The sequence below is a fragment of the Halorussus vallis genome, from assembly GCF_024138165.1.
Lineage (GTDB): Archaea > Halobacteriota > Halobacteria > Halobacteriales > Haladaptataceae > Halorussus > Halorussus vallis.
Genome location: NZ_CP100000.1, coordinates 2,177,516 through 2,201,835, shown reverse-complemented (window position 1 = coordinate 2,201,835; position 24,320 = coordinate 2,177,516). Strand labels below are relative to the sequence as shown.

18 protein-coding genes and 1 tRNA gene are annotated in these 24,320 nt (G+C 66.5%); 9 read left to right on the top strand and 10 right to left on the bottom strand.

Annotated features, from left to right (window positions below):
* Window positions 1-85: 85 nt before the first annotated feature.
* Together argH and NGM07_RS11145 are read right to left on the bottom strand one after the other, a co-directional pair.
* Complete coding sequence (gene argH / locus NGM07_RS11150; protein WP_253511275.1) at window positions 86-1,549, bottom strand: argininosuccinate lyase; 1,464 nt, start codon at window positions 1,547-1,549, stop codon at window positions 86-88.
* Window position 1,550: 1 nt separating this feature from the next.
* Window positions 1,551-2,819: an argininosuccinate synthase gene (locus NGM07_RS11145; RefSeq protein ID WP_253511272.1), complete on the bottom strand. Its 1,269-nt coding sequence runs from the start codon at window positions 2,817-2,819 to the stop codon at window positions 1,551-1,553.
* 490 nt (window positions 2,820-3,309) lie between these two features.
* Between NGM07_RS11145 and NGM07_RS11140 the strand changes: the two genes are divergently transcribed.
* Window positions 3,310-3,816, top strand: a complete 507-nt coding sequence (locus tag NGM07_RS11140; RefSeq protein ID WP_253511270.1) for a 2'-5' RNA ligase family protein — start codon at window positions 3,310-3,312, stop codon at window positions 3,814-3,816.
* Between the two features lie 503 nt (window positions 3,817-4,319).
* On the opposite strand, the gene NGM07_RS11135 is transcribed toward NGM07_RS11140, so the two are convergent.
* Both NGM07_RS11135 and NGM07_RS11130 read right to left on the bottom strand, forming a co-directional pair.
* Window positions 4,320-6,500 (bottom strand): ATP-dependent DNA helicase, encoded by a 2,181-nt coding sequence (locus NGM07_RS11135; RefSeq protein WP_253511267.1) that lies wholly within the window; start codon window positions 6,498-6,500, stop codon window positions 4,320-4,322.
* 595 nt (window positions 6,501-7,095) lie between these two features.
* Complete coding sequence (locus NGM07_RS11130; RefSeq protein ID WP_253511264.1) at window positions 7,096-8,067, bottom strand: cation diffusion facilitator family transporter; 972 nt, start codon at window positions 8,065-8,067, stop codon at window positions 7,096-7,098.
* A 140-nt stretch (window positions 8,068-8,207) separates the two neighbouring features.
* Here NGM07_RS11130 and NGM07_RS11125 point away from each other — a divergent pair, with 140 nt between their 5' ends.
* A complete protein-coding gene (locus NGM07_RS11125; protein WP_253511261.1) occupies window positions 8,208-8,717 on the top strand; it encodes a metallophosphoesterase in 510 nt (169 codons plus the stop codon).
* A 430-nt stretch (window positions 8,718-9,147) separates the two neighbouring features.
* Here NGM07_RS11125 and NGM07_RS11120 read toward each other — a convergent pair whose 3' ends face one another.
* Together NGM07_RS11120 and NGM07_RS11115 are read right to left on the bottom strand one after the other, a co-directional pair.
* Window positions 9,148-9,795: an ArsR/SmtB family transcription factor gene (locus NGM07_RS11120; protein WP_253511258.1), complete on the bottom strand. Its 648-nt coding sequence runs from the start codon at window positions 9,793-9,795 to the stop codon at window positions 9,148-9,150.
* Between the two features lie 231 nt (window positions 9,796-10,026).
* The gene (locus NGM07_RS11115; protein ID WP_253511255.1) at window positions 10,027-10,419 is read right to left on the bottom strand and encodes a hypothetical protein; all 393 of its coding nucleotides are present in this window, start codon (window positions 10,417-10,419) and stop codon (window positions 10,027-10,029) included.
* A 92-nt stretch (window positions 10,420-10,511) separates the two neighbouring features.
* Here NGM07_RS11115 and NGM07_RS11110 point away from each other — a divergent pair, with 92 nt between their 5' ends.
* The gene (locus NGM07_RS11110) at window positions 10,512-10,652 is read left to right on the top strand and encodes a DUF7859 family protein (protein ID WP_253511252.1); all 141 of its coding nucleotides are present in this window, start codon (window positions 10,512-10,514) and stop codon (window positions 10,650-10,652) included.
* Between the two features lie 102 nt (window positions 10,653-10,754).
* On the opposite strand, the gene NGM07_RS11105 is transcribed toward NGM07_RS11110, so the two are convergent.
* Window positions 10,755-11,783 (bottom strand): threonine aldolase family protein, encoded by a 1,029-nt coding sequence (locus tag NGM07_RS11105; RefSeq protein WP_253511249.1) that lies wholly within the window; start codon window positions 11,781-11,783, stop codon window positions 10,755-10,757.
* Window positions 11,784-11,879: 96 nt separating this feature from the next.
* On the opposite strand from NGM07_RS11105, the gene NGM07_RS11100 reads away from it, so the two are divergent.
* Window positions 11,880-12,974 carry an aminopeptidase gene (locus NGM07_RS11100; protein WP_253511246.1) on the top strand — a complete coding sequence of 365 codons (1,095 nt, stop codon included), beginning with the start codon at window positions 11,880-11,882 and terminating at the stop codon, window positions 12,972-12,974.
* 465 nt (window positions 12,975-13,439) lie between these two features.
* Entirely contained in the window at window positions 13,440-13,589 is a 150-nt protein-coding gene (locus tag NGM07_RS11095; RefSeq protein WP_253511243.1) for a hypothetical protein, read from the top strand.
* 266 nt (window positions 13,590-13,855) lie between these two features.
* Here NGM07_RS11095 and NGM07_RS11090 read toward each other — a convergent pair.
* Window positions 13,856-13,930 (bottom strand) — tRNA-Arg (locus tag NGM07_RS11090).
* Window positions 13,931-14,050: 120 nt separating this feature from the next.
* On the opposite strand from NGM07_RS11090, the gene NGM07_RS11085 reads away from it, so the two are divergent.
* The 4 genes from NGM07_RS11085 (at window position 14,051) to NGM07_RS11070 (ending at window position 22,794) form a co-directional block, all read left to right on the top strand.
* Window positions 14,051-14,647, top strand: a complete 597-nt coding sequence (locus NGM07_RS11085) for an AAA family ATPase (protein ID WP_253511241.1) — start codon at window positions 14,051-14,053, stop codon at window positions 14,645-14,647.
* Window positions 14,644-15,060, top strand: a complete 417-nt coding sequence (locus tag NGM07_RS11080) for an RNA-binding domain-containing protein (protein WP_253511238.1) — start codon at window positions 14,644-14,646, stop codon at window positions 15,058-15,060. The genes NGM07_RS11085 and NGM07_RS11080 overlap by 4 nt, the downstream gene beginning before the upstream one ends.
* Window positions 15,061-15,475: 415 nt before the next feature.
* Window positions 15,476-15,856: a hypothetical protein gene (locus NGM07_RS11075; protein ID WP_253511236.1), complete on the top strand. Its 381-nt coding sequence runs from the start codon at window positions 15,476-15,478 to the stop codon at window positions 15,854-15,856.
* Complete coding sequence (locus NGM07_RS11070; RefSeq protein ID WP_253511234.1) at window positions 15,853-22,794, top strand: S8 family serine peptidase; 6,942 nt, start codon at window positions 15,853-15,855, stop codon at window positions 22,792-22,794. Before NGM07_RS11075 ends, NGM07_RS11070 begins: the two co-directional genes overlap by 4 nt.
* Window positions 22,795-22,931: 137 nt before the next feature.
* Here the strand turns inward: NGM07_RS11070 and NGM07_RS11065 are convergent, their stop codons facing one another.
* Window positions 22,932-23,414 carry a hypothetical protein gene (locus tag NGM07_RS11065; protein WP_253511232.1) on the bottom strand — a complete coding sequence of 161 codons (483 nt, stop codon included), beginning with the start codon at window positions 23,412-23,414 and terminating at the stop codon, window positions 22,932-22,934.
* Window positions 23,414-24,241: a DUF2391 family protein gene (locus tag NGM07_RS11060; RefSeq protein ID WP_253511230.1), complete on the bottom strand. Its 828-nt coding sequence runs from the start codon at window positions 24,239-24,241 to the stop codon at window positions 23,414-23,416. The genes NGM07_RS11065 and NGM07_RS11060 overlap by 1 nt, the downstream gene beginning before the upstream one ends.
* Window positions 24,242-24,320: the final 79 nt, after the last annotated feature.

Below are 24,320 nucleotides of genomic sequence, written 5' to 3'. Positions count from 1 at the left end.
GGAATGGCAAATACCGCGTCAAACGAAATCCGGTGTCGGATTTCGACAGGTTATAAATGTGGTCCCGGAGGGGACCGGTGGAAGTTCAATTATATCTGTTCACCTCCTGCCGGAGTCGGTCGGCGGCCGCCGCCAGCGCGCCGCGTCTCGTCTCGAGGGCGTCCTCGTCGTCGGCGACGCCCTCCTCGGCGGCCGAAATCTGGGCGGCGACCGCTTCGGCGGCGGGACCGCCAGCGGAGTCGCGCATCGCCACGCTCTCTTCGGGGTCGAGCGCGTCTTCCACGGCCTCGCGCTCGACGTACGCCGACAGCGAATCGCCCAGCACATCCTCGGCAGCGGCGTCGAGCGCGGCGTAGTCGGCGCCTTCCTCCGCCGCGAGGGCCACCATCTCGTGGGCCTTCCGGAAGGGGACGCCGGCCATCGCGAGCAGGTCGGCGACCCCCGTCGCCGTCGAGAAGCCCTCGCCCGCCGCGTCGGCGAGCGCCGCCTCGTCCCACGACGCCGTGGCGACCGCGCCAGCCGCGACCTCCGCGGCCTCCGACACCGCGTCGACGGTTTCCCAGGCGTGGGGCGTCGCGTTCTGCAGGTCGCGGTTGTACGCGCGGGGCAGGCCCTTCAGCGTCGTCAGCAGGCCGTTCAGCCCCGCGGCGGCGTCCCCGGCGGTCGCCCGGACGAGTTCGAGCGTGTCGGGGTTCTTCTTCTGGGGCATGATCGAGGAGGTCGAGGCGTAGTCGTCCGAGAGTTCGACCAGTCCCTTGTTCGAGAAGACCACGAGGTCCTCCGCGAGGCCCGACACCGTCACCGCCAGGTTCGACAGCGCCGCGACCGACTCGAACAGGAAGTCCCGGGTCGAGGAGGCGTCCATCGAGTTCGTCACGACGCCGTCGAAGCCGAGCAGTTCGGCGGTGCGCTCCCGATTCACGTCGAATGGCGTGCCCGCGAACGCCGCCGCGCCGAGCGGCGAACGGTTCGTCCGGCCGTAGGCGTCGAGCAGGCGCTCGGTGTCGCGGGCGACCGCCTGCTCGTAGGACAGCAGGTAGTGGCCGACGGTCGTGGGCTGTGCGGGCTGGAGGTGGGTGTAACCAGGCATCACCGTCTCGGCGTGCGCGCTCGCCGCCTCGGCGAGTGCACCCCGGAGGACCAGCGTCGCCTCGACGGCGTCGAGTAGGTCCTCGCGCAGGCGGTAGCGGATGCAGGTCGCCACCTCGTCGTTGCGCGACCGGGCGGTGTGCATCTTTCCGCCAACGTCGCCCGCCCGCGAGACGACAGCCGTCTCGATGGCGGCGTGGACATCCTCACCGTCGGGGAGCGCCTCGAAGCCCGCCGCCTCGACGTCGTCCAGCGCGTCGAGGATGGCGGCGGCCTCGTCGTCGCCGACGATGCCCTGTTCTTCGAGCATCACCACGTGCGCGCGGTCGACCGCGAGGTCCGCGGCGAAGATGCGCGCGTCGTCGTCCATCGAGGAGAGGAACTCCCGGGCGGGGCCGCCGCTGAAGCGGTCGCGGCGCACCACGTCCGAGTCGCCCGCGAGTTCGTTCTCCTCGCTCATTCTACTCGTCCTCATGCTGCTCGTCGTCGTCCTCGCCGCCGTCGGCGAGCAGTTCGGCCTTCTTCGCCTCGGCGTTCTCGGAGACTTCGGCGGCCAGGCGCGACTGGAAGCCGTGGTACTTCGCCACGCCGGTCGCGTCGTCCTGGGCGATGTCGCCCACCGACTCGGTGTTGAACGAGGCGGCCGATTCGGAGTAGACCGCGAACTCGCTCTCGCGGCCGACCGGGCGGGCCTGTCCGCCCTCGAACTTGACGGTCACGGTGCCGGTGACCTTCTCCTGGGTCGCGTCGACGAAGCCGTCGAGCGCGTCCACGAGCGGCGCCGACAGCAGGCCCTCGTAGGCCTTCTCGGACCACTGCTGGTCGACCTGCTGTTTGAACGCGCGCTCCTCCTCGGTGAGGACGAGGCCTTCGAGCGCCTCGTGGGCGTTCAGCAGGGTCGTGGCGGCGGGGTGCTCGTAGTTCTCGCGGACCTTCAGGCCGAGCATGCGGTCTTCCATCATGTCGGTGCGGCCCACGCCGTGGCTCCCCGCGAGGTCGTTGAGGTACTCGATGAGTTCGACGCTGCCGTACTCCTCGCCGTCGATGCCGACGGGGACGCCCTCCTCGAAGGCGATTTCGATGGTTTCGACGTCCTTGCCGCCGGGCGTCTCGGTCCACTCGTAGATGTCCTCCGGCGGGACGTAGCCGGGGTCTTCGAGTTCGTCGCCCTCGACCGAGCGACTCCAGAGGTTGGTGTCGATGCTCCAGTCGCCCTCGTTGCCGCCCTCGACGGGGAGGTCCTTCTTCTCGGCGTACTCCATCTCCCAGTTGCGGGTCAGGCCGAGTTCGCGCACGGGCGCGATGACGTCGAGGTCGGAGGCGCGCCAGACCGCCTCGAAGCGGAGTTGGTCGTTGCCCTTGCCGGTGCAACCGTGGGCGACGGCGTCGCAGTCGTGCTCCTCGGCGACTTCGAGGATGGCCTCGGCGATGACCGGGCGCGCGAGCGCGGTGCCCAGCGGGTAGCCCTGGTAGGTCGCGTTGGCCTTCACGGCGTCGAGACACTGGTCGGCGAACGCCTCCTTGGTGTCGACGACGTAGTGTTCGAGGTCGAGCGCCTCGGCGGTTTCCTCGGCCTCGGCGAACTCCTCGTCTGGCTGGCCGACGTCGACGGTGACGCCGATGACCTCGTCGTGGCCGTACTCCTCTTCGAGCAGCGGGACGCATACGGTGGTGTCGAGTCCGCCCGAGAAGGCGAGTGCAACTTTCGAATCTGTGTTGTGGTCTGTCATGTGTTGGATGATGTGTGGGGTCGCGGTGATGTGGTGTCTGGTGACTCCGGGTCAGTTCGCGGACGATACGGGTGACCTCGTCGAGAGCGAAGCCAACGGGTTCGGTGGATTAGGTAATAGTGGGGCTAGAAAAGCCCCGGTCGTCGTCGCGGGAAGAAGAGCGCAGTCGCGCCGCTGGCGGCCTCGGCGGGCGTGCCAGCGATGGCGCGAGGTTGCATCGTTGCTACTGCGTAGTGTGGCTCGCCTATTAATGGCTTTCGTCTATGCAGGGTTTGCCGACCGTGCGTGGGGTTCTCTGTCAGGACGGGGTCGTGTGGAACCGTGCTTAGGGAGCCAACGCACGCTCACCTACGACATGTTCATCGGGAACGACCCGTCGACGGGCGGCCTGTAACGACGTTCGACTTCCGTCCCCCTGACGTTCGGTTCCCCTTCTGACCGGCTCGCGGCCGGTCGCCACTTTCATAGCCGTCTCGTTCGAAACTCGACCGTGTACAGCCTCAACGTCCCCGTTCCGGGCGAAGTCGAACGCCTCGCCGAGGCGCTTCGCCCCCAACTCTTCGGCTTCGACTCGATACGGGAGCGCCACACCCTCCTCTGCAAGCGCCTCGGAGACGCCCCCGCAGGCGGAGTTGCGCGCCTGCGCGAACAGGTCCGGACGGCGCTCGCGGGCGCGCCCGCGTTCGAGGTCCGTCTCGCCGGCATCGACTGCTTCGAGTATCCGACTCGCGGGGAAGGACCGGTCGTCTATCTCGCGGTCGAGAGCCCGGGCCTGTACGCGGTCCACGAGCGACTGCTGGACGAGTTTCCGCCCGTTGAGGAGATGGAGGGCGACGACTACACGCCCCACGTGACGCTGGCTCGCGGTGGCGATGTTGCGGCGGCTCGGCGGCTCGCCGAGCGGGAGGTCGAACCGGTGGCCTGGACTGCCTCGCGGCTGGCACTCTGGGATTCGAAGTACGAGGAGGAAGTCGCTAGCTTCTCTTTGCCGGCCTAAGTAATCCTGCCATCGGTCGTTACATTGCAAGCAGTAATCGGTCTTCTTCGGAGATGAAGCGAACTAGCACTCCACAAATGAGCACCGCAGCCACAACCCTCCCCAGCCGATTCGCTCGTTCGCTGGCGCTCACTCGCTCATCCCTCGCGCGGAATGGTCGGCTCACGAGGGGCCGCGCGCGCGCCGGAGGTAGGTGAAGATTCGAGATACGGACTTCAGGGCATGGCGCGCGCTGGCGCGACTTCATGTCGCGCCATCATCGTGCGAGGGATGAGGACCGCAGGCCGGAGGCCGAGGACCGCAATCGGTTGGGGAGGCGTGTGGCTGTGGCGGTGCGGGTACTCATTCGAATCGTGCGAGCAGGACGCTTCTTCGAACTGAACTCCCTCGCTAGCGTGTGCGAGTAGAACACTCATTCGGACAAACGTCCTCGAATACCGAGTGTGAGTGAGGCCCCTCTCTCCCAGCAACTCTACTCACGACTCTGGAGGGCGACTCGACGTTTACGGGGTCGGCGGCGGGCCGTCCCACGCATCGTTGTCGGAGAAGAAGTTCAGCATCGCGAACTTCAGCTTCTCGGGTCCGATGTCGAGCATCTCCGAGCGCTCCTCGGCGGGGAACGTCTCGCGGACGCTGTACTTGCCCATCTCGCGCCGGCCGTCCTGGGTGTAGCGCTTGTCGACCAGTACGCGGACTCCGAAGTCCTCGGGCGCGCGAATCACCCGACCGAGCGCCTGGCGGGTCTTGCGAATCGTCGGAATCTCGACGGCGTACTCCCACCCGGAGTCGCGGCCAGAGCGGTCGGCGAACGCCTGGTCGTAGGCGTCCTGGACCGCGTCCATCCGGTCGTCCAGATGCGGGTACGGCACGCCGACTACGACCACGGTCCGGGCGTCGTCGCCGTCGAAACTCACGCCCTCCGCGAGCGTGCCCCACAGCGAGGTGAACAGCGCGGCGTCGTCGTCGGCGACGAACCGCTGGCGCAGTTCCTCGACGGAGGTGCCGGGTTCGTCGATGAGGATGGTGGCGTCGAGTTCCCGGTTCAGTCGCTCGTAGTAGCGCTCGGCCTCGGCGTAACTCGGGAAGAACAGCAGGGTGTTGCCCGCGGTGAACTCCACCGCGTCCCGGAGCACGCCCGCGATGACCTCCTGGGTATCGGGGTCGTCGCGCTCGCTCGAGAAGAGCGCCGGCGACTCGACGGCGAAGGTCCGGCGGTTCTCCTCGGGGAACTGGAGTCCGTAGGCCATCGAAACCGGGTCGGTCAGCCCCAGCACGTCCGAGAGCACGTCGAACGGCCGGAGCGTCGCGCTCATCAGCACCGTCGCGTACACCTCCGAGAAGAGGTCTTCGGTGACCTCCCGCGGGATGCAGGTGTACAGTTCCGCCCGGCCGTACACCTCGTCGGTGCCCTCGTCGCGGCGCACCGACACCACGGGGTACTGGCCCAACTCCGTGCCTTCGGCCATGAACGACTGGATGAACTGGGCGGCGTGCAGGGTCTGGCAGTCCTGGCGGGTCGTCGCCTGACCTTCCTTGTATGCCTCCTCGTACTGTTCGTCCAACTCCCGGCCGAGGTGGACCGCGAGTTCGAGTTCGGTGTCGATGCCCTTGCCGGTGTACTCCTGGAGGAACTCAAGGGTGAGGTCGTCGCGCTTGCCCTCGTTCTGGATGGCGACGTCCTCCCAGTTGTCGCCGACCTTCTCGCGGTCGCCGAAGCCGAACGAGTCCTCGTAGACGTTCGCCAGCGCCCGACGGAACGCCGCGATGACGTTGTACGCGGGGTCGCTCCGGGCGTCGTCGGAGTCCTGGAGTTCGTCGAGCGCCGAGTCGAGGGTGTTCTCGGTCAGGGTCCGACTGGCGTGTTCGCGAGCGGTGCCCTCGATGTTGTGGGCCTCGTCGAAGATGGCGATGACGTCGTCGGGGTCGCGGCCGAGCCACCGGAAGAACTGCTCGCGTATCATCGGGTCGAGCAGGTGGTGGTAGTTGCAGACGACGAGGTCGACGCCTTCCATGCCGTCTTTCAGTAGTTCGTAGCCGCAGAGGGTCCGCTCCTCGGCGAAGTCGTAGATGTCGTCGGGCGTGCGGACGTCGTCGTAGAGCCACGAGTAGAACTCGTCGTTGTCGCCGATCAGGTTGTTGTAGTAGTACTCGCAGGTGTTCTGCTCCTCCAGGCTCTCGACGGTTTCCTGGACCGACGAGAGCTCGTCCATCACCGCACTGCGGGCCTCGGCGGCGCGCTCGTCGCCGTCCTGGCTGGCCTCCAGGAGTTCGCGCTGGCGCTCCTCCAACTCCCGGAGGTCGCGCTCCTCGTCGACGAGTTCGTAGGTGTTGTCCCGCAGGACCTGACACTCCTCGAAGCCCACGTCGATGTGACACATCGAACCCTTCCCGCGGAAGACCACCGCCCGAATCGGCTCCTCGCGGGTTATCTGGCGGGCTTCGGTGACGAACTGGCGCATCTGCTGGTGGACGTTGGTCGTGATGACGACCGTCTTGTCCTCCTCGCGGGCGTACTCCAGGGCTGGCACCAGCGACGAGAGCGTCTTGCCGGTCCCGCAGGCCCCCTCGAACAGCACGTCCTGGCCGCGGGCGAAGGCGTTGTAGATGCGGTCCATCGCCTCCCGCTGGTTGTCGTAGGGCGCGTCGTAGGGGAAGAACCGGGTGTACCCGTTCGTCTCTGCCACGGCGTAGGGTTTGCGCGGCTCGACGTTTAAACTCTCGCTCTGGACCGGAAGTGTGTCTGATTAGCAGAACGCGCTGATATCGTCGAAACTCCGATAGCTAGATTGGAAGGCGCGACCCTAAATCGCCGTTCGAGACGAACGAAGAGCAGCTATTCGCTCGTCCGAGACGCGATGAACTGGAAGAGGAGGTAGAATGGCATCCCGTAGATCACTAACATCGCCGTCCCCGAAGCGAGGGTCCGAAACGTATCCGAGGTCGCTGGCGAAACAAGCTCAAGAGTAATCAGAGCGAGTAAGAAGACGACGAGGGTGAGAAGCCGATCCGTTCGATCCATATTCCCCTCCTGATTGGATTATGGATAAACGTACTGATTCGACCGTTCCGTGACGTAGGTGTGTTCCGGAATGACTTCCCGCTGTACTGGTGAAGGCTATCACACCCTGAAGAGTAAACGGTTAGAGACGATGCTACCCCCCGAGTGATTGCTCCGTCTCGGAAGTCCCACGAGTACGAGAACGTGTCCAAAATTATCGCGAGTGTCTCTTTGAGATGGTAACGCTCTCAATGAGATGCAAATCTATCGTTTCACGGCAGTTACTCCGCCGTCTCCTTCTTGCTCCGCCACCGCGTCTCGGGTTCGATGTACACCTTGGAGACGCTCCCGTTGGCGTCCATCATAGCGTCCTCTATCGCGGTAATCTTGTCGTCCATCTCGGCCGTATCGAGGTTCGTGCCGAAGGCGACGTCGGCGGTGAGGATGGCGTCCTCCGGACCGAAGACGACCGTCCGGAAGTCGACGATGTTCACCACATCGTCCCACTCTTCGATTATCTTCCGCAGTTGCTGTTCCTCGGATTTCGGGAGGCTCTCGCCGAGCAGGAGGCGCTTGTTCTCCCACGCCAGCGCCACCGCGAACCCCATCAACATGATGCCGATGAGCAGGGCCGACACCGCGTCGTAGAACGGATTCCCAGTGACGCGCGAGAGGTAGATACCGAACAGGGCGATGCCCGCCCCGACCAGCGCGATGGTGTCCTCGGTGAACGCGGTCAGCGTCGTCACGTTGGTGGTCTTCCTGAACGCCTCCACCAACCCGCTCCAGCCGTGTTGCTGGATGTCCTTCTTCATCCCGGCGTACGCCTTCTTCAGCGCCCAACCCTCGAACACGATGGCGCCGATCAGCACGCCGTAGTTGACCCACACCCCGGGGAACGTGAACCCGAGGAGGGTGGCCGGCCCCTGCTCGGGAACGTGGGGGTGCATGATGGCGTCGTAGCCGTGCTTCGCGCTCTCCCACCCGGCGATGCCGAACAGCAGGACGCTCACCAGAAAGCTGTAGAAGAACTGGGCCTTCCCGTAGCCGAACGGGTGGGACCTGCTGGCCTCCCGACCGCTGTACCGGATGCCGATGAGCAGGAACACCTGGTTGCCGGTGTCGGAAATCGAGTGGTACGTCTCCGAGAGCATCGCCGCGCTGCCGGTGAGCGTGAAGCCGATGAACTTCAGCACGGCTATCGCACCGTTGGCGATGAGCGCGGCGATGACGACCGACTTGCTCTCTGCCATTGGGTGTTCGTTGACGACCTCCGGATATGAAAGTGGTTGGGCGGCGCGGCGACGCGGGGGTCGGCGGTGCCGGGACGCACCGGGTGAGAACACGGACACCGAACGCAACGCTCAGGAAACTGGGGTCCGTCGGTCGAGACATGATCGCCATCGTCTCGGACACGCACAGTCGGTCGGGCCACGAACTGTCGGGACGAACGCTCGACGCCGTCCGGGAGGCCGACCTCGTGGTTCACGCCGGGGACTTCTACACCGAGGCGGCTCTCGACGCCTTCGAAGATGTCGCCGACCGCCTGTTCGCGGTCTACGGCAACAACGCGACGCAGGAGGTCCGCGACCGACTCCCCGCCGAACGAACCTTCGAAGCCGAGGGGCGTCGATTCGTCCTCACCCACGGCGACGACCGGAGCCAGACCGGCCTCTCGCTGCTCGGCCGCCAGGAAGCCGCCGACGTCGTCGTCTTCGGTCACTCCCACCGCCACGCCGTGGTCGACACCGGCGAACTGCTGCTGCTCAATCCCGGCAGCCACGCACAACCGCGCGGCGGCCTGCCGACCCACGTCGAACTCCGCGCCGCGGACGACGGCGGCCTGGCCGGCGAAATTCGCCACCGCGACGGGTCGGTGGTCGAGACGTTCGAGGTGGAGTGACGGAATCGGACCGAAACGGGGAGTAATCGAGAGCGGCGTCCCGGACCGCCGACGGCGGTCGACTGCGGTCCGACCGCGACGGAGGGACGGAATCGGCGGGGGGGAACCGATTCGGGAGGGCGTGGATTCGTCCGGCGGATCGGAGAGAGACCGATTGGGGAGGGAGCCGATTCGAGTGGCGGAATCCGACTCGGGTGGAGGGGGCGAGACGGAGGGGACCGAACCGGCGGGGACGGGAACGACAGATACCGGAACGGAGGGAGGGCCGAACCAGCGGGGACCGCAGTGGGGCGGGACACTTCGACCTACGGTCCAGTGTGTCAAGTACTTCCCGTAAGCTCAAAAACGCATTTTAGTTATCGGCGGTCCCGGTCGACTATCTCGAAAATCGGCTCGTCCGGCGCTCGAACCCGCGAACTCCGCCCGAAGCTCACTCGCCGCGCCGAGTCGCGTACCAGTAGGCGAATCCGAGCGCGAGTACCAGCGCGCCGCCGGCGAAGAACAGCAGGCCGGGCGGTATCGCGCTCGCGGCGGCGCCGCCGGCCTCCCGAACGGTTTCGGTCGAGGCGACCGACATGCCGCCGCCTCCGCCGGAGGGGTCGCCCGCCTCGCTCCCGTTCGCCGCGAAGAACGGCAGGCCGTCGCCGAACGCCAGTTGAATCGCGATACTCAGCAGGCCGAGCGCGCCGAACGCCCCGAGCAGACGTGAGAGCGCCGCCTTCAGGCCGGTCGTCTTCTCCTCGTTGCCCGCGAACACGACCAGCGGTCGGTCGGTCGGGGCGTACACCTTCATCTCGCGACCCTTCTCGGAGTAGATGGTGTCTATCACCTGAATTACGTCGGCGTCCTCGAGTTTGCCGAGGTGGTACTGGGCGTTCTGGAGCGAGGTGTCGACCGCGTCGGCGAGCGCCGACGGCGTGGCGGGGTCCTCGTGGAGCGCCGCGAGGAGTTCGCGGGCCGTCGACGAGGACAGCGCGCCGAGCAGGTCGTCGGCGTCGTCGCTGTCGACGCCGATGACCCTCGGCTCCGCCGTCTGGGGAGCCGTCGCGTCCGAAGTGGAGGGAAGCAGGTCGGCCATGGGTGCGCATAGACACCCCCGGGCTATGAACCTTGTTCTCGTCTGAAGACACGTCCGTCGAAACCAACCCCGTCCCGTCCGGCGTTGTCGGCGAGTCAGGCGGCCGTCTCGGTCGCTCGGGATTTCGGCGCTTCTCGTGAGCTTTCGACGCGGTAACAGAGAGCGCGAGAACGAGCATCCCAGACACCGATGAGGGTACGAAGGCCGCCCTCGGCGGTTGTACTCCCGCCCTCATGCTCTCGTGAAGACCGTACTACCACCGCCCTCGATAACGAGTTCGAGTCCCGGGCCTTTCAGCAGTCCATCTCCGTGCTTTCTCTCGACGCGAACCGTAACCGAGCCGATTTTCTCACCGTCTACCCACGCGTGAATCGTGTATCTCCCCGATTCGTCTAGCAAACGGACCGAGAATTCACTATCGGACGAGACTTCGATCGTCCTACCGTAGTACACCGTCGAGAGTTTTCTCGGCCCGAATCTCAGTCGATGCGACCGGGAGGACCTGTTTCTAATCTTCACGAAACCCGGTTTGACCTCGGAGTCACCGAACGAAAGGCAGCCAGCAAGGGTCACGAACGTTCTAATCTTGAATCCGAACAGGATACTACGCCGGGTGACGTCCATCTAAACTAAGGAACCGTCGAGAAGTATAAATAATCTCGTCGGCGGTGACGGGCGTCGAAACGAATTTGTTCGCCCGACCGAATACGTCCGGTATGATTATGGATTTCGTCTCCAGCAACCCCCTCGTCGCCGGCTTCATCGTCGTCATGCTCGGGTTCGTGCTGTTCATGTACCTGTTCATCCGCCGGACCGTCACCGGCTTCCGCGAGGGCGTCAACAGCGGTCGCCGGTAGCTCTTCGGAGCGGGTCGCGGTCGTCGGCCGCCAGAAGTACTGCCGAACCGTCGGCGGCGAGCGTCGGAGACGCCCGCCGCCGACCGTCGGACTACCGTTCTCTCACTTCAGCGTCGAAACCGCCCGAGCGACTCGTTCGGCCGCCTCGGTCACGTCGGCGCGCTCGACGTCCCAGTGGGTACAGAATCGCGCGACGGTCGGGCCGAACTGCGTGCCGAGGACGCCGGCGTCCTCGCAGGCGTCGAGGAACGCCTCGGCGGAGACGCCCGCGTCCTCGGTGTCAACGAGCAGGATGTTCGTCTCCGGCGTCGCCGGGGTCAACCCCTCGACGTCGGCCAGTCGCTCGGCGAGCGCGCGGGCGTTCTCGTGGTCCTCGGCGAGGCGTTCGACGTTGTCGAGCGCCAGCAGGCCCGGCGCGGCGATTAATCCGGCCTGGCGCATCCCGCCGCCGAACAGTTTCCTGGTCCGGCGCGCGCGGGTGACGAACTCCTCGGTGCCCGCGAGCATCGACCCGACCGGCGCGCCGAGTCCCTTCGAGAGGCAGAACATCACCGAGTCGACGTTCTCGGTCATTCGGCTTACAGGCACGTCGCGGGCCACCGCGGCGTTGCAGACCCGCGCGCCGTCGAGGTGGACCGGTACGTCCAGGTCGCGAGCGGCCTCGGCCGCGGCGTCTATCTTCTCGGGGTCGATTGCGACCCCGCCCTTGCTGTTGTGGGTGTTCTCAAGCGTCAGGAGGCCGGTTCCCGGCCGGTGGAGGTCCTCTTCGACGTAGCCCTCGCTGACCTGATCGGGGGTCGGAATTCCGCGCTCGCCGCCGTCGAGCGTCCGGACCTGCAACTGGGATAACTGGGCCATCCCGCCGAGTTCCCACTTGACGACGTGGCTCTCGCGCTCGGTCAGCACCTCCTGGCCGCGGTCGGTGTGGGTCCGGACCGCTATCTGGTTGCCCATCGTCCCCGAGGGGACGTAGAGGGCGTCCTCCATCCCCACGAGGTTGGCGGCCGCGGCTTCGAGTTCGTTCACCGTCGGGTCCTCGCCGTAGACATCGTCGCCCACCTCGGCGCCGCGGGCGGCCTCGCGCATCTCCTGGCTCGGCGTCGTCACCGTGTCGCTCCGCAGGTCTATCATCGGTGGCTCTTGTGGGGGCCGAGTGAAATATCCTCGCAGTGGCGACGGGACCGACAGACCGAAAGCGGTTTGCCGGCCTCGGCAACAATTGCGGGCATGGATCCGCGTATCCGCGAACACGCCGAGATCGTCGTCGACCACTCGACCGAGGTCGAAGCCGGCGACAACGTCGTCATCAGCGCCCCGCCCGCCGCCCAGGACCTGACCCTCGCGCTCTGCGAAGCGGTCGGCGAGCGCGGCGCCTACCCCCTCCACATCGGCGGCCGGCGCGACGCGACCCGCGCCGCGTTCCTCCAGGCCATCGACCCCGAGCAACTCGACACCGCCGACCACGAACTCGCGCTGGCCGAGGCGGCCGACGTCTGGATTCACGTCCGCGCCCACGACAACATGGCCGACATGAGCGCCGTCTCGGGCGAAACCATGGCGGCCCACCGGAAGGCGTACCTGCCGGTCCAGGACGAAATCCTGGGCATGCGGTGGCTGTTGACCCAGTACCCCGCGCCGGCCAACGCCCAGAAGGCCGAGATGAGCACCGCCGAGTACGAGGACTTCGTCTGGTCGGCGGTGACCAAGGACTGGCAGGCCCAGAAGGAGTTCCAGGCCCAGATGGTCGACCTCCTCGACGCGGGCGAGGAGGTCCGCATCGTCTCGGGCGACGACACCGACCTCCGGATGAGCATCGAGGGGATGAGCACGGTCAACGACCACGCGAAGAACAACCTCCCCGCCGGCGAGGTGTTCACCGCGCCGGTGCCCGACTCCGTGGAGGGGACCGTGCTGTTCGACAAACCGCTCGTTCACGAGGGCAACGAGGTCGAGAACGCCTACCTCGAGTTCGAGGGCGGCGAGGTCGTCGAGTACAGCGCGACCAAGAACGAGGAGGTCCTCGGCAGCATCCTGAACACCGACGACGGCGCGCGTCGACTCGGCGAACTCGGCATCGGGATGAACCGCGACATCGACCGGTTCACCTACAACATGCTGTTCGACGAGAAGATGGGTGACACCGTCCACCTCGCGGTCGGCCGGGCCTACGACGAGTGCGTCCCCGACGACGCCGAACCGAACGAGAGCGCGGTCCACGTCGACATGATCGTCGACATGGCCGAGGAGTCGTTCATCGAGGTCGACGGCGAGATCGTCCAGCGCGACGGGACGTTCCGGTTCGAGGACGGCTTCGAGGGATAGCGTGATTCGGTCGACGCGCGATGCGCGTCGACCGAATCACGGATTAGCGAGCGGCGAAGCCGCGAGCAGCGAGATTCAGAGCGAGCACCAGCGAGCGAGAATCTCGAAGAACCGAGCGAGGAGAAGCACAGCGACGACCCGCGAATAGCGTCATTCGCCGGATGCAGTGCGTCCGGCGAATGACGAAGTAGCGAGCGACGACCCGCGAACCACGAGATTCGGAGCGAGGTTTTCGTAATCATGGTTGGCGTCTCGGCGAGTGACGTCTTCCGGCCCCTACGTCCCGCGAACCGACCGAGTGTCGGAGATTAGAACTGTCTCGACTCGGACCGAGAGACGCCCTTGCTTTTCTAACTTCTTCTGATTTCACGGACTCCCGGAGTCGTTCTTTCGGGCGGTGGCCAAAAGATTTCTCTAAAAGTCTTACACAGAGATTTAAGTGTTTGGGCCGGAGACGGATGTTCCATGACAAAATTATCGTGTCCAGACTGCAGTCGAAGCATCGCGATGCACGAACTCGAAACCCGAACCGTCGCCCAGCGAAACGAGTTCCAGACGAGTTACTGCTGTCCGTTCTGTCGGACCGACATCCCCGACGTCGGCGCGCTCTTCTGAGACGCTGAGTTCGTTCGTCGTTGACTGCGGACGAATTCTTCTGGGGTTCTGCAGAAAGCCATCCAAACCTTAAGCAGTACCTGACGCCAAAATATGACTGAAATAGACGGGCACGATGGGATTCGAACCAGAGCCAGACGTGCTCACTCCGTTGCGCGCGACTGGCAGGATTCGAATCCCCTTTCGCGCCGGTTCACTCCTCGCTCGGCTCACGGCTTCGCCGTTCACGCTTTTGAGGCGCTTCGCGCCTCGCGCTCGTCGCTGCACGGGCACGATGGGATTCGAACCCACGACCGTCGGATTAGAAGTCCGACGCTCTATCCAGACTGAGCTACGTGCCCTCAGAATCCCTTTCGGCCGCCCGTTAAAAAACGATGCGGCTTCACGCCGCGTCCGCGAGACAATCCTCTCCGCCCGCCCGAACACAGGGCTTAAGCGGGCCTCGCCAGTATCCCAATTCAATGAAGGTCATCGGTATCGTGGGGTTGCCCGGCAGCGGCAAGAGCGAGGCCGCCGCCGTCGCCGAGGAGATGGGCATCCCCGTCGTCACGATGGGCGACGTGATTCGACGGGAGTGTCGCGACCGCGGCCTTGACCCCGCGGACCACCACGGCGAAATCGCCCAGAAACTCCGCGAGGAGAACGGACTCGACGCCATCGCCCAGCGTTCGCTACCCGTCATCGAGGAGGCCTTAGAGGAGAACGACACCGTGCTGGTCGACGGCATCCGCGCGGGCGTGGAGGTCCAGCGCTTCGAGGAGGCGTTCGGCGACGCGTTCACGCTGGTCAGCGTCGAAGCGCCCTTCGAACTCCGGGCCGAGCGCGTCGAGTCGCGCGGCCGCGACAACACCGACGACGAGAGCCTGCGCGAACGCGACGAGCGCGAGCGCGGGTTCGGCATGGACGACGCCATCGCCCGCGCGGAGGTCACCGTCGAGAACACCGCCTCGCTGGAGTCGTTCCAGGAGAAGATCCGGGCGCTCGTCGAGGACGGTGTCGCCGGCCTCGAACGGGCGCGAACGTCGGAGAGCGGACCCACCCCGGAGGGTGAGGTATGATCTACAGCGTCGACGTCGAGATTACGGCTCCCGTCTCGGACACCGAACTCACCGACCGGGTGGCCGACGCCGTCACCAACATCTTCCCCGGCGCCGACGTCGAGGAGCGCCGCGGCGAAGTGGTGGCGGAGGTCCACGCGCTCGACCACTTCTCGGAACTGCTCCACCGCCAGGAGATCCTGGACACCGCTCGCGGAGAGTTCTTCGCCGAGCGGCGCGGCGACACCTTCTCGTTCGACCTGAAGAAGCAGGCCGCCTTCGAGGGCGTGGTCAACTTCGCGGTGGGCAACCCCGACGAACTCGGCGACATCCACGTCCGAGTGCGCGTCGAGGACCCCGGCATCGACGAGTTCGTCGACCACATCGCGCCGCCGACCGAGGACGGCAAGCCGATTATGGACGAGGACTCCTGACGAGACACCACGCCCACTTCGAACCGTTCGGCCCTTTTCTGTCGGCTGGCACTACTCGAACGCGGCGCGGCCCGCGTCGTTAACGCACGTTCGTTCCCGGTAGTCGCGAGGGAAACCAAACGACTGCTGGGTTCTCGGTCGCTATCTCGGAGCGTCGTCCCCTCTCTGCGAGATTCGCTGCTTTCCTATCATCGTTCGCCACGACCCGAAGTTGACGATACGAAAAAATTTATCATCTTTTGATTTATGGCTCTAGATAATGAATGGATTATTATCAATTATCTCTGATGATAATCGGTCGAAATCCGTTCGAGGTGAATCGATCGCACTCGGACTGCTCGTCGTCTGTGCGGGCTGTCTCGGTGGATCACCAGTGTCCGGTGACTCGCCGACAGCGTCGGAGAAGCCGCCGACGGTGACTCCGTCGGACGACCGGACGACGGCCGACTACGCGGCCGAAACCTCGACCACCCCTGATTCGGCGGGTACGTCGTCGCTCGGCGCGACGCTCGCGGGCTATCTCCGTACCGACGACCGACGCGCCTACGCGGAGGCTCACGGACTCCGAACTCGCGACGGTCGCGTCGCGGTCGTCGCGGAGTTGCGCGACGACCGCGCGTTTCCCGCCGACTACGACGCCACCGTCACCGCGTCGCACGACGATTTCGCACAGGCGTTCGTCGAACTCGAGGACCTCGTGGCGCTCGCGGCCGACGCGAACGTGAGTCGCGTCCGCGCGCCCGCCCGACCCGCGGCCGACGATGGTAGCACCGACGAAACGGGGGTGAACCCGTGAACGACCGCGACCGCCTCTCGGCGCTCGCGCTCGCGTTGCTCGTGGTCGTCTCGACGATGACCGCGGCCATCCCGGCGAGTGCGCTCTCGGTCGCCAACGACGGCACGACGGGCGACGTCTCCGGGAACGACACCACGACCGCAGTGACGACTGCGACGACCGTCCCCGACAACGAGAGGGCGACGGCTACGACCGCGACGACGAACGAAACTGCCGCGACCACGACCGAGTCCCAGAATCGGGCGGCCGCCGGGAAACCGACGAACCCGAAGCTCTCCTCGGCGGTTTCGGAGGCCGTCTCGGCGTCTACCCCTGACGCCGACGGTCGAACCGGCCCCGAGTTCGTGCGGGTCGTCGTGGAGGCGAAGTCCGGCCGGGGAGACGCCGTCGCCGGACTGGTCGGCGAGAACGGCGGAAACGTGCAGGCGCGCCACGGCGCCCTCGTACAGGCGCGAGTCCCGAAGGCGGCCGTCTCCGCATTCGCGGAGTCGCCGGCCGTCTCGTTCGTCCGGAAGCCCCGCCGCCCGGATACGAACGAAATCGTCGGCGAAGGGCTCTCGAACATGGACGTCGGTGCCGTCCATGACGCGGGCGTCTCCGGGGACGGCGTCACCGTCGCGGTCATCGACACCGGTTTCGACGTGACCAACCCCGAGATAGCCGACCACCTCGTGGACTGGCGGAACTTCAGTTCGCCCGACCCGCGTCGGATGAGCAACCGGTCGGGCGAACACGGCACCGCGACCGCCGAACTAGTCGCCGATACGGCGCCCAACGCCTCGATAATCGCAGTCAAGGTCGGCACCGGCGTCGAATTCTACGAGGCCATCGATTGGCTGGAGGCCAACACCGATACCGACGTGGTCACGATGTCGCTCAGTTGGTACAACGCCGGCCCGCTCGACGGGACGGGGCCGATGAACGACCGCATCAACGCCTCCGTCGCGAACGGAACGACCTGGCTCAGCTCCGCCGGGAACGACGGCGAGGGGAGCCACTGGAACGGGACGTGGCGGGACGCGGACGCCGATGGCTCCCTCGACTTTCGGGACGGGAAGAATCGGATGGAGGTGACCCCGGCCGACGGTAGCGGTTCGGTCAGCGTCTACGTGAGTTGGAACGATTGGCCGAAGAGCCACGAGGACTACGACGTGTACCTCGTCGACGGGAGCGGGTCAATTCTCGACCAGTCGACGAACGTGCAGGACGGCACGGCCGCCCCGACCGAACGCGTTCAGACTTACGTCTCCGACGGCGAGCGCGCCTACCTCCGAATCGAATCGTACGACGCCAACGGCACCGCCGACTTCGACGCCTTCTTCCGGTCCAGCGGCGACCCCGAATTCGCGACCCGCGCCCGGACCGTCACGGTTCCAGCGACCGGTCGGAACGTCATCGCGGTCGGGGCGACCCACTACTCCGACAACGTGTTGGAATCGTTCTCCTCGCGCGGGCCGACCATCGACGGCCGTATCAAGCCCGACGTGGTGGCGCCCGACGGTGTGACGACTTCGGTGTACGATAGCTTCTACGGCACTTCGGCGTCGACGCCGTACACCGCGGGCGTCGTCGCGCTCATGCTGAGCGCCGACGATACCCTCTCGCCCGCGCAGGTGAAGTCGCGGCTTCGCTCGACGGCGGTCCCCCTCCGCGGCGACGAACCGAACAATCTGACCGGCTACGGACTGGTGGACGCCGACGGTGCGGTTCCCGGCGTCACCGAAACGATGCCCGACACCGTCACCTACTCCGGAAACGTCAGTTCGAGCGGTCACGGCGTTGACGACGACACGCTGGGCGTCTATCCGACCTCCGCGGGGACGGTCACCGAACAGACGGTCGGAGCGAACGGGAACTTCTCGCTGACCGTCGCGTCCGCACGCGAAGACTACATCGTCGGCTACTACCAGAACGACCTCGACGACGGGTCGAAGACGCGTCGCGCGCCGAAGGGCCACGACGGCGTGGCCGACTTCGGCATACTCGGCGTGGTCAACGGCACTTCATCGTCCGACCTCGGCGCTCGTTCGCTCCCGACGGGACACGTGCTGAACGTCTCGGTCGTGGACGAGGAGGGCGACCCCATTCCGAACGCCAGCGTCGAAGTTCTCCGGTACGCCGACGCGACCACGGGGTACGTCGACTACGAGGGCCTCCGAACCGCGTCGAACGGTACGGTCGTCACGAACGGGTCGCTCGGAATCGAAGTCGAGGGCCGAGTCCGCGCGGTCGCGCGGGCCCCCGAACACAGTCGATACTCGGGCCAGAATCACACCGCTATCGTCGACGTGACCGGCGACCGGTCGGTCACGATCACGCTGACCGACGAGCGCGTGAACCTCTCGGGTAGCGTCGCGGAAGCCGACGGCGACCCTGCGGCCGACGACGAGATTCGTGCTTATCGACTCTCCGGCGACGGGAGCGCCGGGACTCGCACGAACGCGACCGGCGCGTTCTCCGTCACGGCGACCGAGACGACCGACGATTACGTCGTCGGCTACTATCAGGCGAACGCCAGTCGGCACGACGAGACGTACATGCCCGACGACGGGTCGCCCGACATCTACGCCCTCGACATCGTCAACGGGTCTTCGTCGTCGGACCTCGGGGCGACTCGGCTCCCGCAAGCCCACGACCTGAACGTCACCGTCGTCGACGAGAGCGGTGACGCCGTGCCGTTCGCGAAGGTGACCGTGCAACACCACGTCTCCGAAGGCGACCGATCCGGCTACATCTCCGAAGGCTACTTCACCGAACGCGACGGCCGCATCACGTCCGGGTCGACGACCGGCGTCGAAGTCGCCGGTCCGGTAACGGTGAAAGTCACGCCACCGGACGGCGAGCGGGCGTACGCCGACACGGAGTACGTCCGGAACCTCAACGTGACCGGCGACCGGGAGGTCACCGTCACGCTCCGCTCGTCGGTCAACCTCACCGGAACGGTCTACCATCCCGACGGGAGCGCCTCGGCCGACGACTTCGTTCGAGTCGAGAGCGACGACACGCGGAAGTGGCCCTACGACGAGACCGGCGCGACCGGCGCGTTCGCCATCTCCCGGGCGGTGTCCGGCGTGGCGTACAACCTCACGTACTACCAGGACACGTTCACCGACTCGCCGCATCCGAAGGACGGGACGCCCGACATGTACGTGCTCGACCGCGTGAACGTCACGTCCGACACCGACCTCGGCGGTTACGACCTCCCGGTCGGCCACGAACTCGACGTGCGCGTCGTGAACGAGAGCGGCGTCCCCGTCGAGAACGCGAGCATCGACGTTTCGCACCACAACGACGGCGGGACGGCGCGGTTCATCCGGGTTCCGACGGACGCGGAGGGGTACATGGTCCCGCGCGCGACCGGACGTCGGGGCATGGAGTTCGCCGGCGATCTCACCGTCGAAGTCAGTCGCCCGGCGGGCGACGAACGGTTCGTCAACCGAACGTACGTCCGACGGCTGAACCTGACGAGCGACGCCGAAATCGCGGTGGCGCTCGGCGAACCCGACCAGACGGAACCGTCGCTCTCGGACTTCAGGCTGGTCGCCGACGGACAGGACGTGGACGTGCGTCTGAACACGAGCGAACCGCTCGCGGAACTCAACGTCTCGCTCGGCGGCGACGTGACCGGGAGCCTCTCTCGCGCCGACTTTGCCGAGACGTACCGGTCGGGGACGTTCACCTACGTCGCCGACGTTTCGAGCGGTCGCGACGGCTCTTTCGACGTCACCCTCGACCGCGTGGTGGACGTCGAAGGCACCGAAGCGACCGGCGGCGCACTGTTGACTCTGACCGTCGACACGCGCGGCCCCGACGTCTCGAACTTCGACGCGACCCACCTTTCGAACGGGACCGTGGCCGTCACCTTCGACGCGAACGAGTCGCTGTCGAACGTCGAGGTTTCGCTGACGGGCCCCGAGAGCGCGACGCTGACCGAGGGTGACTTCACCGCGTCGGGAACCACCTACAACGCGACGTACAACTTCACGAGCGACGGCGAGTACGTGGCGACGCTGACGACGGTTACCGACGACAAGGGCAACGACGGTGCGAGCGGCCAGTCGGACACCGCCGTCGTCGACAGTCACGCGCCGAACGTCACGGTCGAGTCGGTCGCCGAGGAGAAAAACGACCGGGCGGTCGCCGACGGCGACTCGGTGACGGTGGCGCTCGCCGTCACCGACGGACTGAGCGGGGTCGAGCGGGTCACGCTGGACGCCTCGGCACTCGGCGGCGGGTCGGTCGCGCTGAGCGATTCGGACGACGACGGCACCTACGAGGGGTCGTTCGTCGTCGACGCGTCGGCGGTTTCCGACGGGACGCGCTCCGTCTTCGCGACCGCCACCGACGCGGCAGGAAACGGGGGCGACTCGTTGCTAGTCCAGGAACTCCTCCTCGACACCCGCGCGCCGAACACCACCGCGACGTTCGCCGGGACCCTGAACGCAAGTGGGTGGTACACCGAAGCGCCCGAACTGACCCTCGACGCGACCGACGCGACGACCGCGGTCGTCGCGTCGGAGTACCGCATCGACGGCGGGTCGTGGCGGACCTACGATGGTCCCGTCGCGCTCTCGGAGGGAACTCACACCGTCGAGTACCGAAGCACCGACGAGGTCGGCAACGTCGAGACGGCCGGGCGGACGACCGCGAAGGTCGACACCGTCGCACCGACGACGGACGTCACGCTGAACGGCACCGAAGGCGATGACGGTTGGTACCGCTCGAACGTCGACGTCGCGCTGGACGCGACCGACGCCACCAGCGGCGTGGCCGCGACGTGGTACCGGATCAACGGCAGCGCCTACACGGGCGGCACGACCGGCTGGCAGTCCTACGGGGAACCGCCGACGGTAACCGAGGACGGCAACTACACCGTCGAGTTCTACAGCGTCGACGCGGCGGGCAACCGGGAAGTCCACGGCACGACCGAGTTCGCCATCGACACCGCGAATCCGACCGTGAACGAACCGGAGTCGGGACTCAACCGCACGGACGAGATTCTCCCCGAACGTCCCGTCGGCGTCGTCGTCAACGCCGCAGACGACCGCGGCGTGGCCGCGGTCGTCGTGAAGCACGCGGTCGGAACGGATTCCGGCACCGAACTCGCGCCAGGTCAACAGAAGAACTGGACCGGTCCGGTTCCGGCGTTCCACCGCCTCGGCAACCACACCTTCAGCGTGGTCGTCCGCGACCGCGCGGGCAACGAGCGGGTGGTCGAGACCGACGAGTACAGCGTCGGCCGAGAGGCGACGCTGCGCGGGACCGCGAACGGTACTCTCGCCGCCAAGGTCGCCGACGCGAACGTCGAGGCGGTCGAGATCGATACCGGCGACGCCGCGACAGAGTCGGCCAACGTCACGGTCGGCACCTCGAAGAAGAACCCCGAAGCGAATCGGTTCGCCCCCGACGGGACGTCGCTGTACTTCCCGCAGATCAACACCACCGTTCCGAACGCCGACATCACGAACGCGACGGTCACCGTGACCGTCGACGAGGCCCGCGTCCACCGGCGGTTCGTCAAACCCCGGTCGGTGAAGTTCTGGGTCGAGGAGACGGCCGGCGACGGCTGGGACCGAGTGGACGCGACGCTGGTAAGCCAGACCGACGACACCTACACCTACCGGATGGACGCACCCCACTTCTCGACGTACGCCATCACGGGCGAGAAGGAGTCGGCCAAGCCGAACGTCACCGCGTTCGGGACGAAGAACGCCACCCCGACCGTCGGCGGCGTCACGCTCGACGCGACGTTCTCCGACGGCTACTCCGGGGTGAGCGCCGAGAACGTCACGCTCCGACTCGACGGTGTGGTCGTGACGCCCGCGAGCGTGACCGACTCGTCGGTGACCTTCCGCGACGACCTCCCGGCGGGCACCTACGACGCCACGCTCGTCGTCTTCGACGACGCGGGCAATCGCCGAGAGGTGACGGAGTCGTTCACCGTCGCCGAGGCGTCGGTCAGCACCGACCCGACCGGCGGTGGCGACTCCGGCGGCGGCGGCGGCGGTGGCGGTGGCGGTGGCAGCGTGCCGCCGCCGTCGGTTCGCGTCGAACTTCGTTCGGTGACCGACGACCACGTCACGGCGAAGGTCACCAGCGCCCGTCGCGGTTCGCCGGGCAAGATTTCGCCGACGAACGGCCTTCGCGGCGGTGCGGTCACGTTCGAGAATCTGGTCGTCACCCCGAAGAGCGTCGACGCTACGGCGCGGTTCTTCGTCGAACTGCGGGCGAGCGCCGACTCCCCGTCGGGCGTCGGCGCGCCCGACGGTGAGACGCTGGGCTACCTCACCGCAACGCCGACCTACGTCACGAACGCCGACCTCGACTCGGTCGGCATGCGGTTCTCCGTCGCCGAGAGCGAAGTTGAGACTCCCGAGAACGTCGCGCTGTACCGCTACGACGCCGGTTCGTGGAACCGCCTCGAAACGACGGCCGTGGGGCGCGAGGACGGGCGGTACGTCCTCCGCGCCGACGCCGCGGGCGTCGGCGCGTTCGCGGTCGGCGTCGAACGACCCGCGTTCGAAGTCGCGGACGCGAACCTGGCGGAGACGAGCGTCGAATCCGGGGAAACGGTCGAGGTCACCGCCACGGTCGAGAACGCCGGCGACGGCAACGGCACCTACGAGGCGAGGCTCACCGTGGACGGCCGAACCGTCGCCACCAAGGAGGTCGCGGTTCCGGCGGGTGAATCGAAGACGGTGACGTTCGCCCGCACGTTCGACGCGGGCCAACACGCGGTCGCGGTCGGCGGTGTCTCGGCGGGAACGCTGTCCGTCGGGGACGGAGCCGCCACGACCACCGGTGGCGCCTCTTCGTCCGGCGACGGTGGCGAAGACGGCGATGTCGGCGGTGACGGGGGCGTCCCCGGACTCGGCGTTGCGACTGCGCTGGTCGCGCTATTCGGCGCACTGTTCGCCGCGGTTCGCCGTTGCGACTGACCGTCGTCGGAACCGTCACCTCGAAAGTATTTCGAGCGCCGGAATCAATCGCGTAATCGAACCGGGGCGTCGAGAACAGTGTGCCAGAAGGCCGCCGCGGACCCGAAAGCGACGCAACGTGGCGGTCCGCCGCGCGATTACGTCGGCACCCACGAACTGACCGACACGCTCGGCTCGGAGGTTCCCGGCGGACAGAGGAGCGTTCCCTGCGCGGTGCCGTCGGCAGGGACGTAGTCCAACGTCACGGACGGGGGCGGTTGCGTGCAGTTGGATTCGACCGTGGCGGAGATGAGCCCCTCGTCGCCCGGGTTGATGAGCCGGACGTGGACCACGACGCTTCCGTTGGCCGTCGTTTCGGTGCCGACGACGCGGACTTCCGGCAGCGTCTTGTTAGGGGGCTGGGTCGCCTGCCACGCGACGTAACCGAACAACAGGATGGTAAACCCGACGCTTATCACCGTCAGCACTTTCTCGGCGGTCGACACCCCCTGCCCCTCTTCGTCCCATTCGTCCTGCTCGCGCCGTTCGTCCCGGTCGCTTCGGTCCCGTCGGTTTCGGTCGTCGCGCTCGTCTCGGTCGTCGCGCCCGTCTCGGTCGTCGCGCCCGTCCCGTTCGCTCATCAGATCACCACCTGCGCGGCGCTGGCCCCGACGGACGTGGGGAACGAGACGACGACGATCATCTGGACCATCACCGCGGGCCTCGTGTCGATGAAGTGGCCGAACGCCGCGAGCAGCGCGGTCCCGACGACCACGGCGACCGCGTAGACGAGAAATGCGTGCCCGACGTTCCAGATGGCGTCACGTCCATGGAGTCGACCCTCCTGGCCGCGCAACTCGAGTTCGTACAGCATCAGGTACGACACGAACACCGAGAGCGCGATGAGCACCAGGCCACGAGTCCATCCCATGTACGCCGCCAGCAACTCGATCTCCTGGGTCGGCGAGAGACCGCCCGCGACGAAGATCGCGCCGGTGGCGTAGATGGCGAGGGTCGACGACAGCGGTCGGTCCTCGGACTGCTTGGTCCCCGCGAACAGTTTATTGGCCAGCGCGGCGCCGAACCCCAGCGGGACGACCTCCATGAGTCTGAGTCTGGCGATGGCCGACAGGGGTTCGTCCAACTCGATGATTCCGAACGTGAGCAACATCGCGTACGCGGCGACGAAGCTCTGCAACACCAGGTCGGCGAAGTCGGTCAGGGTTTCTCGAATGGAGTTGTCGTTCTCCAGGCTCTGGTCGTCCGGCTCTCGAAAACTGACCTTCCGCGTGATGGCCAGTACGACGCCGAGTCCGACGAGGGCGTAGACGAGCAGATGGCCCGTCGGAAGCGTCCACCCCCACCACCACGTCTCCATCGTGTACAGAAACGTCACGCCCACGACCAGCAGCGCACCGGCGATTCCGCGCCCCTGTTCGCGGAGTTCGTCGCCCCAACTCTGTGGCATTCCGATTACGGTGGCGACCCTTTCGCTGTTAAAACCGCCGGCCAGAAAACGCCGAATTTCAGGCGATTGGGCCGATGAG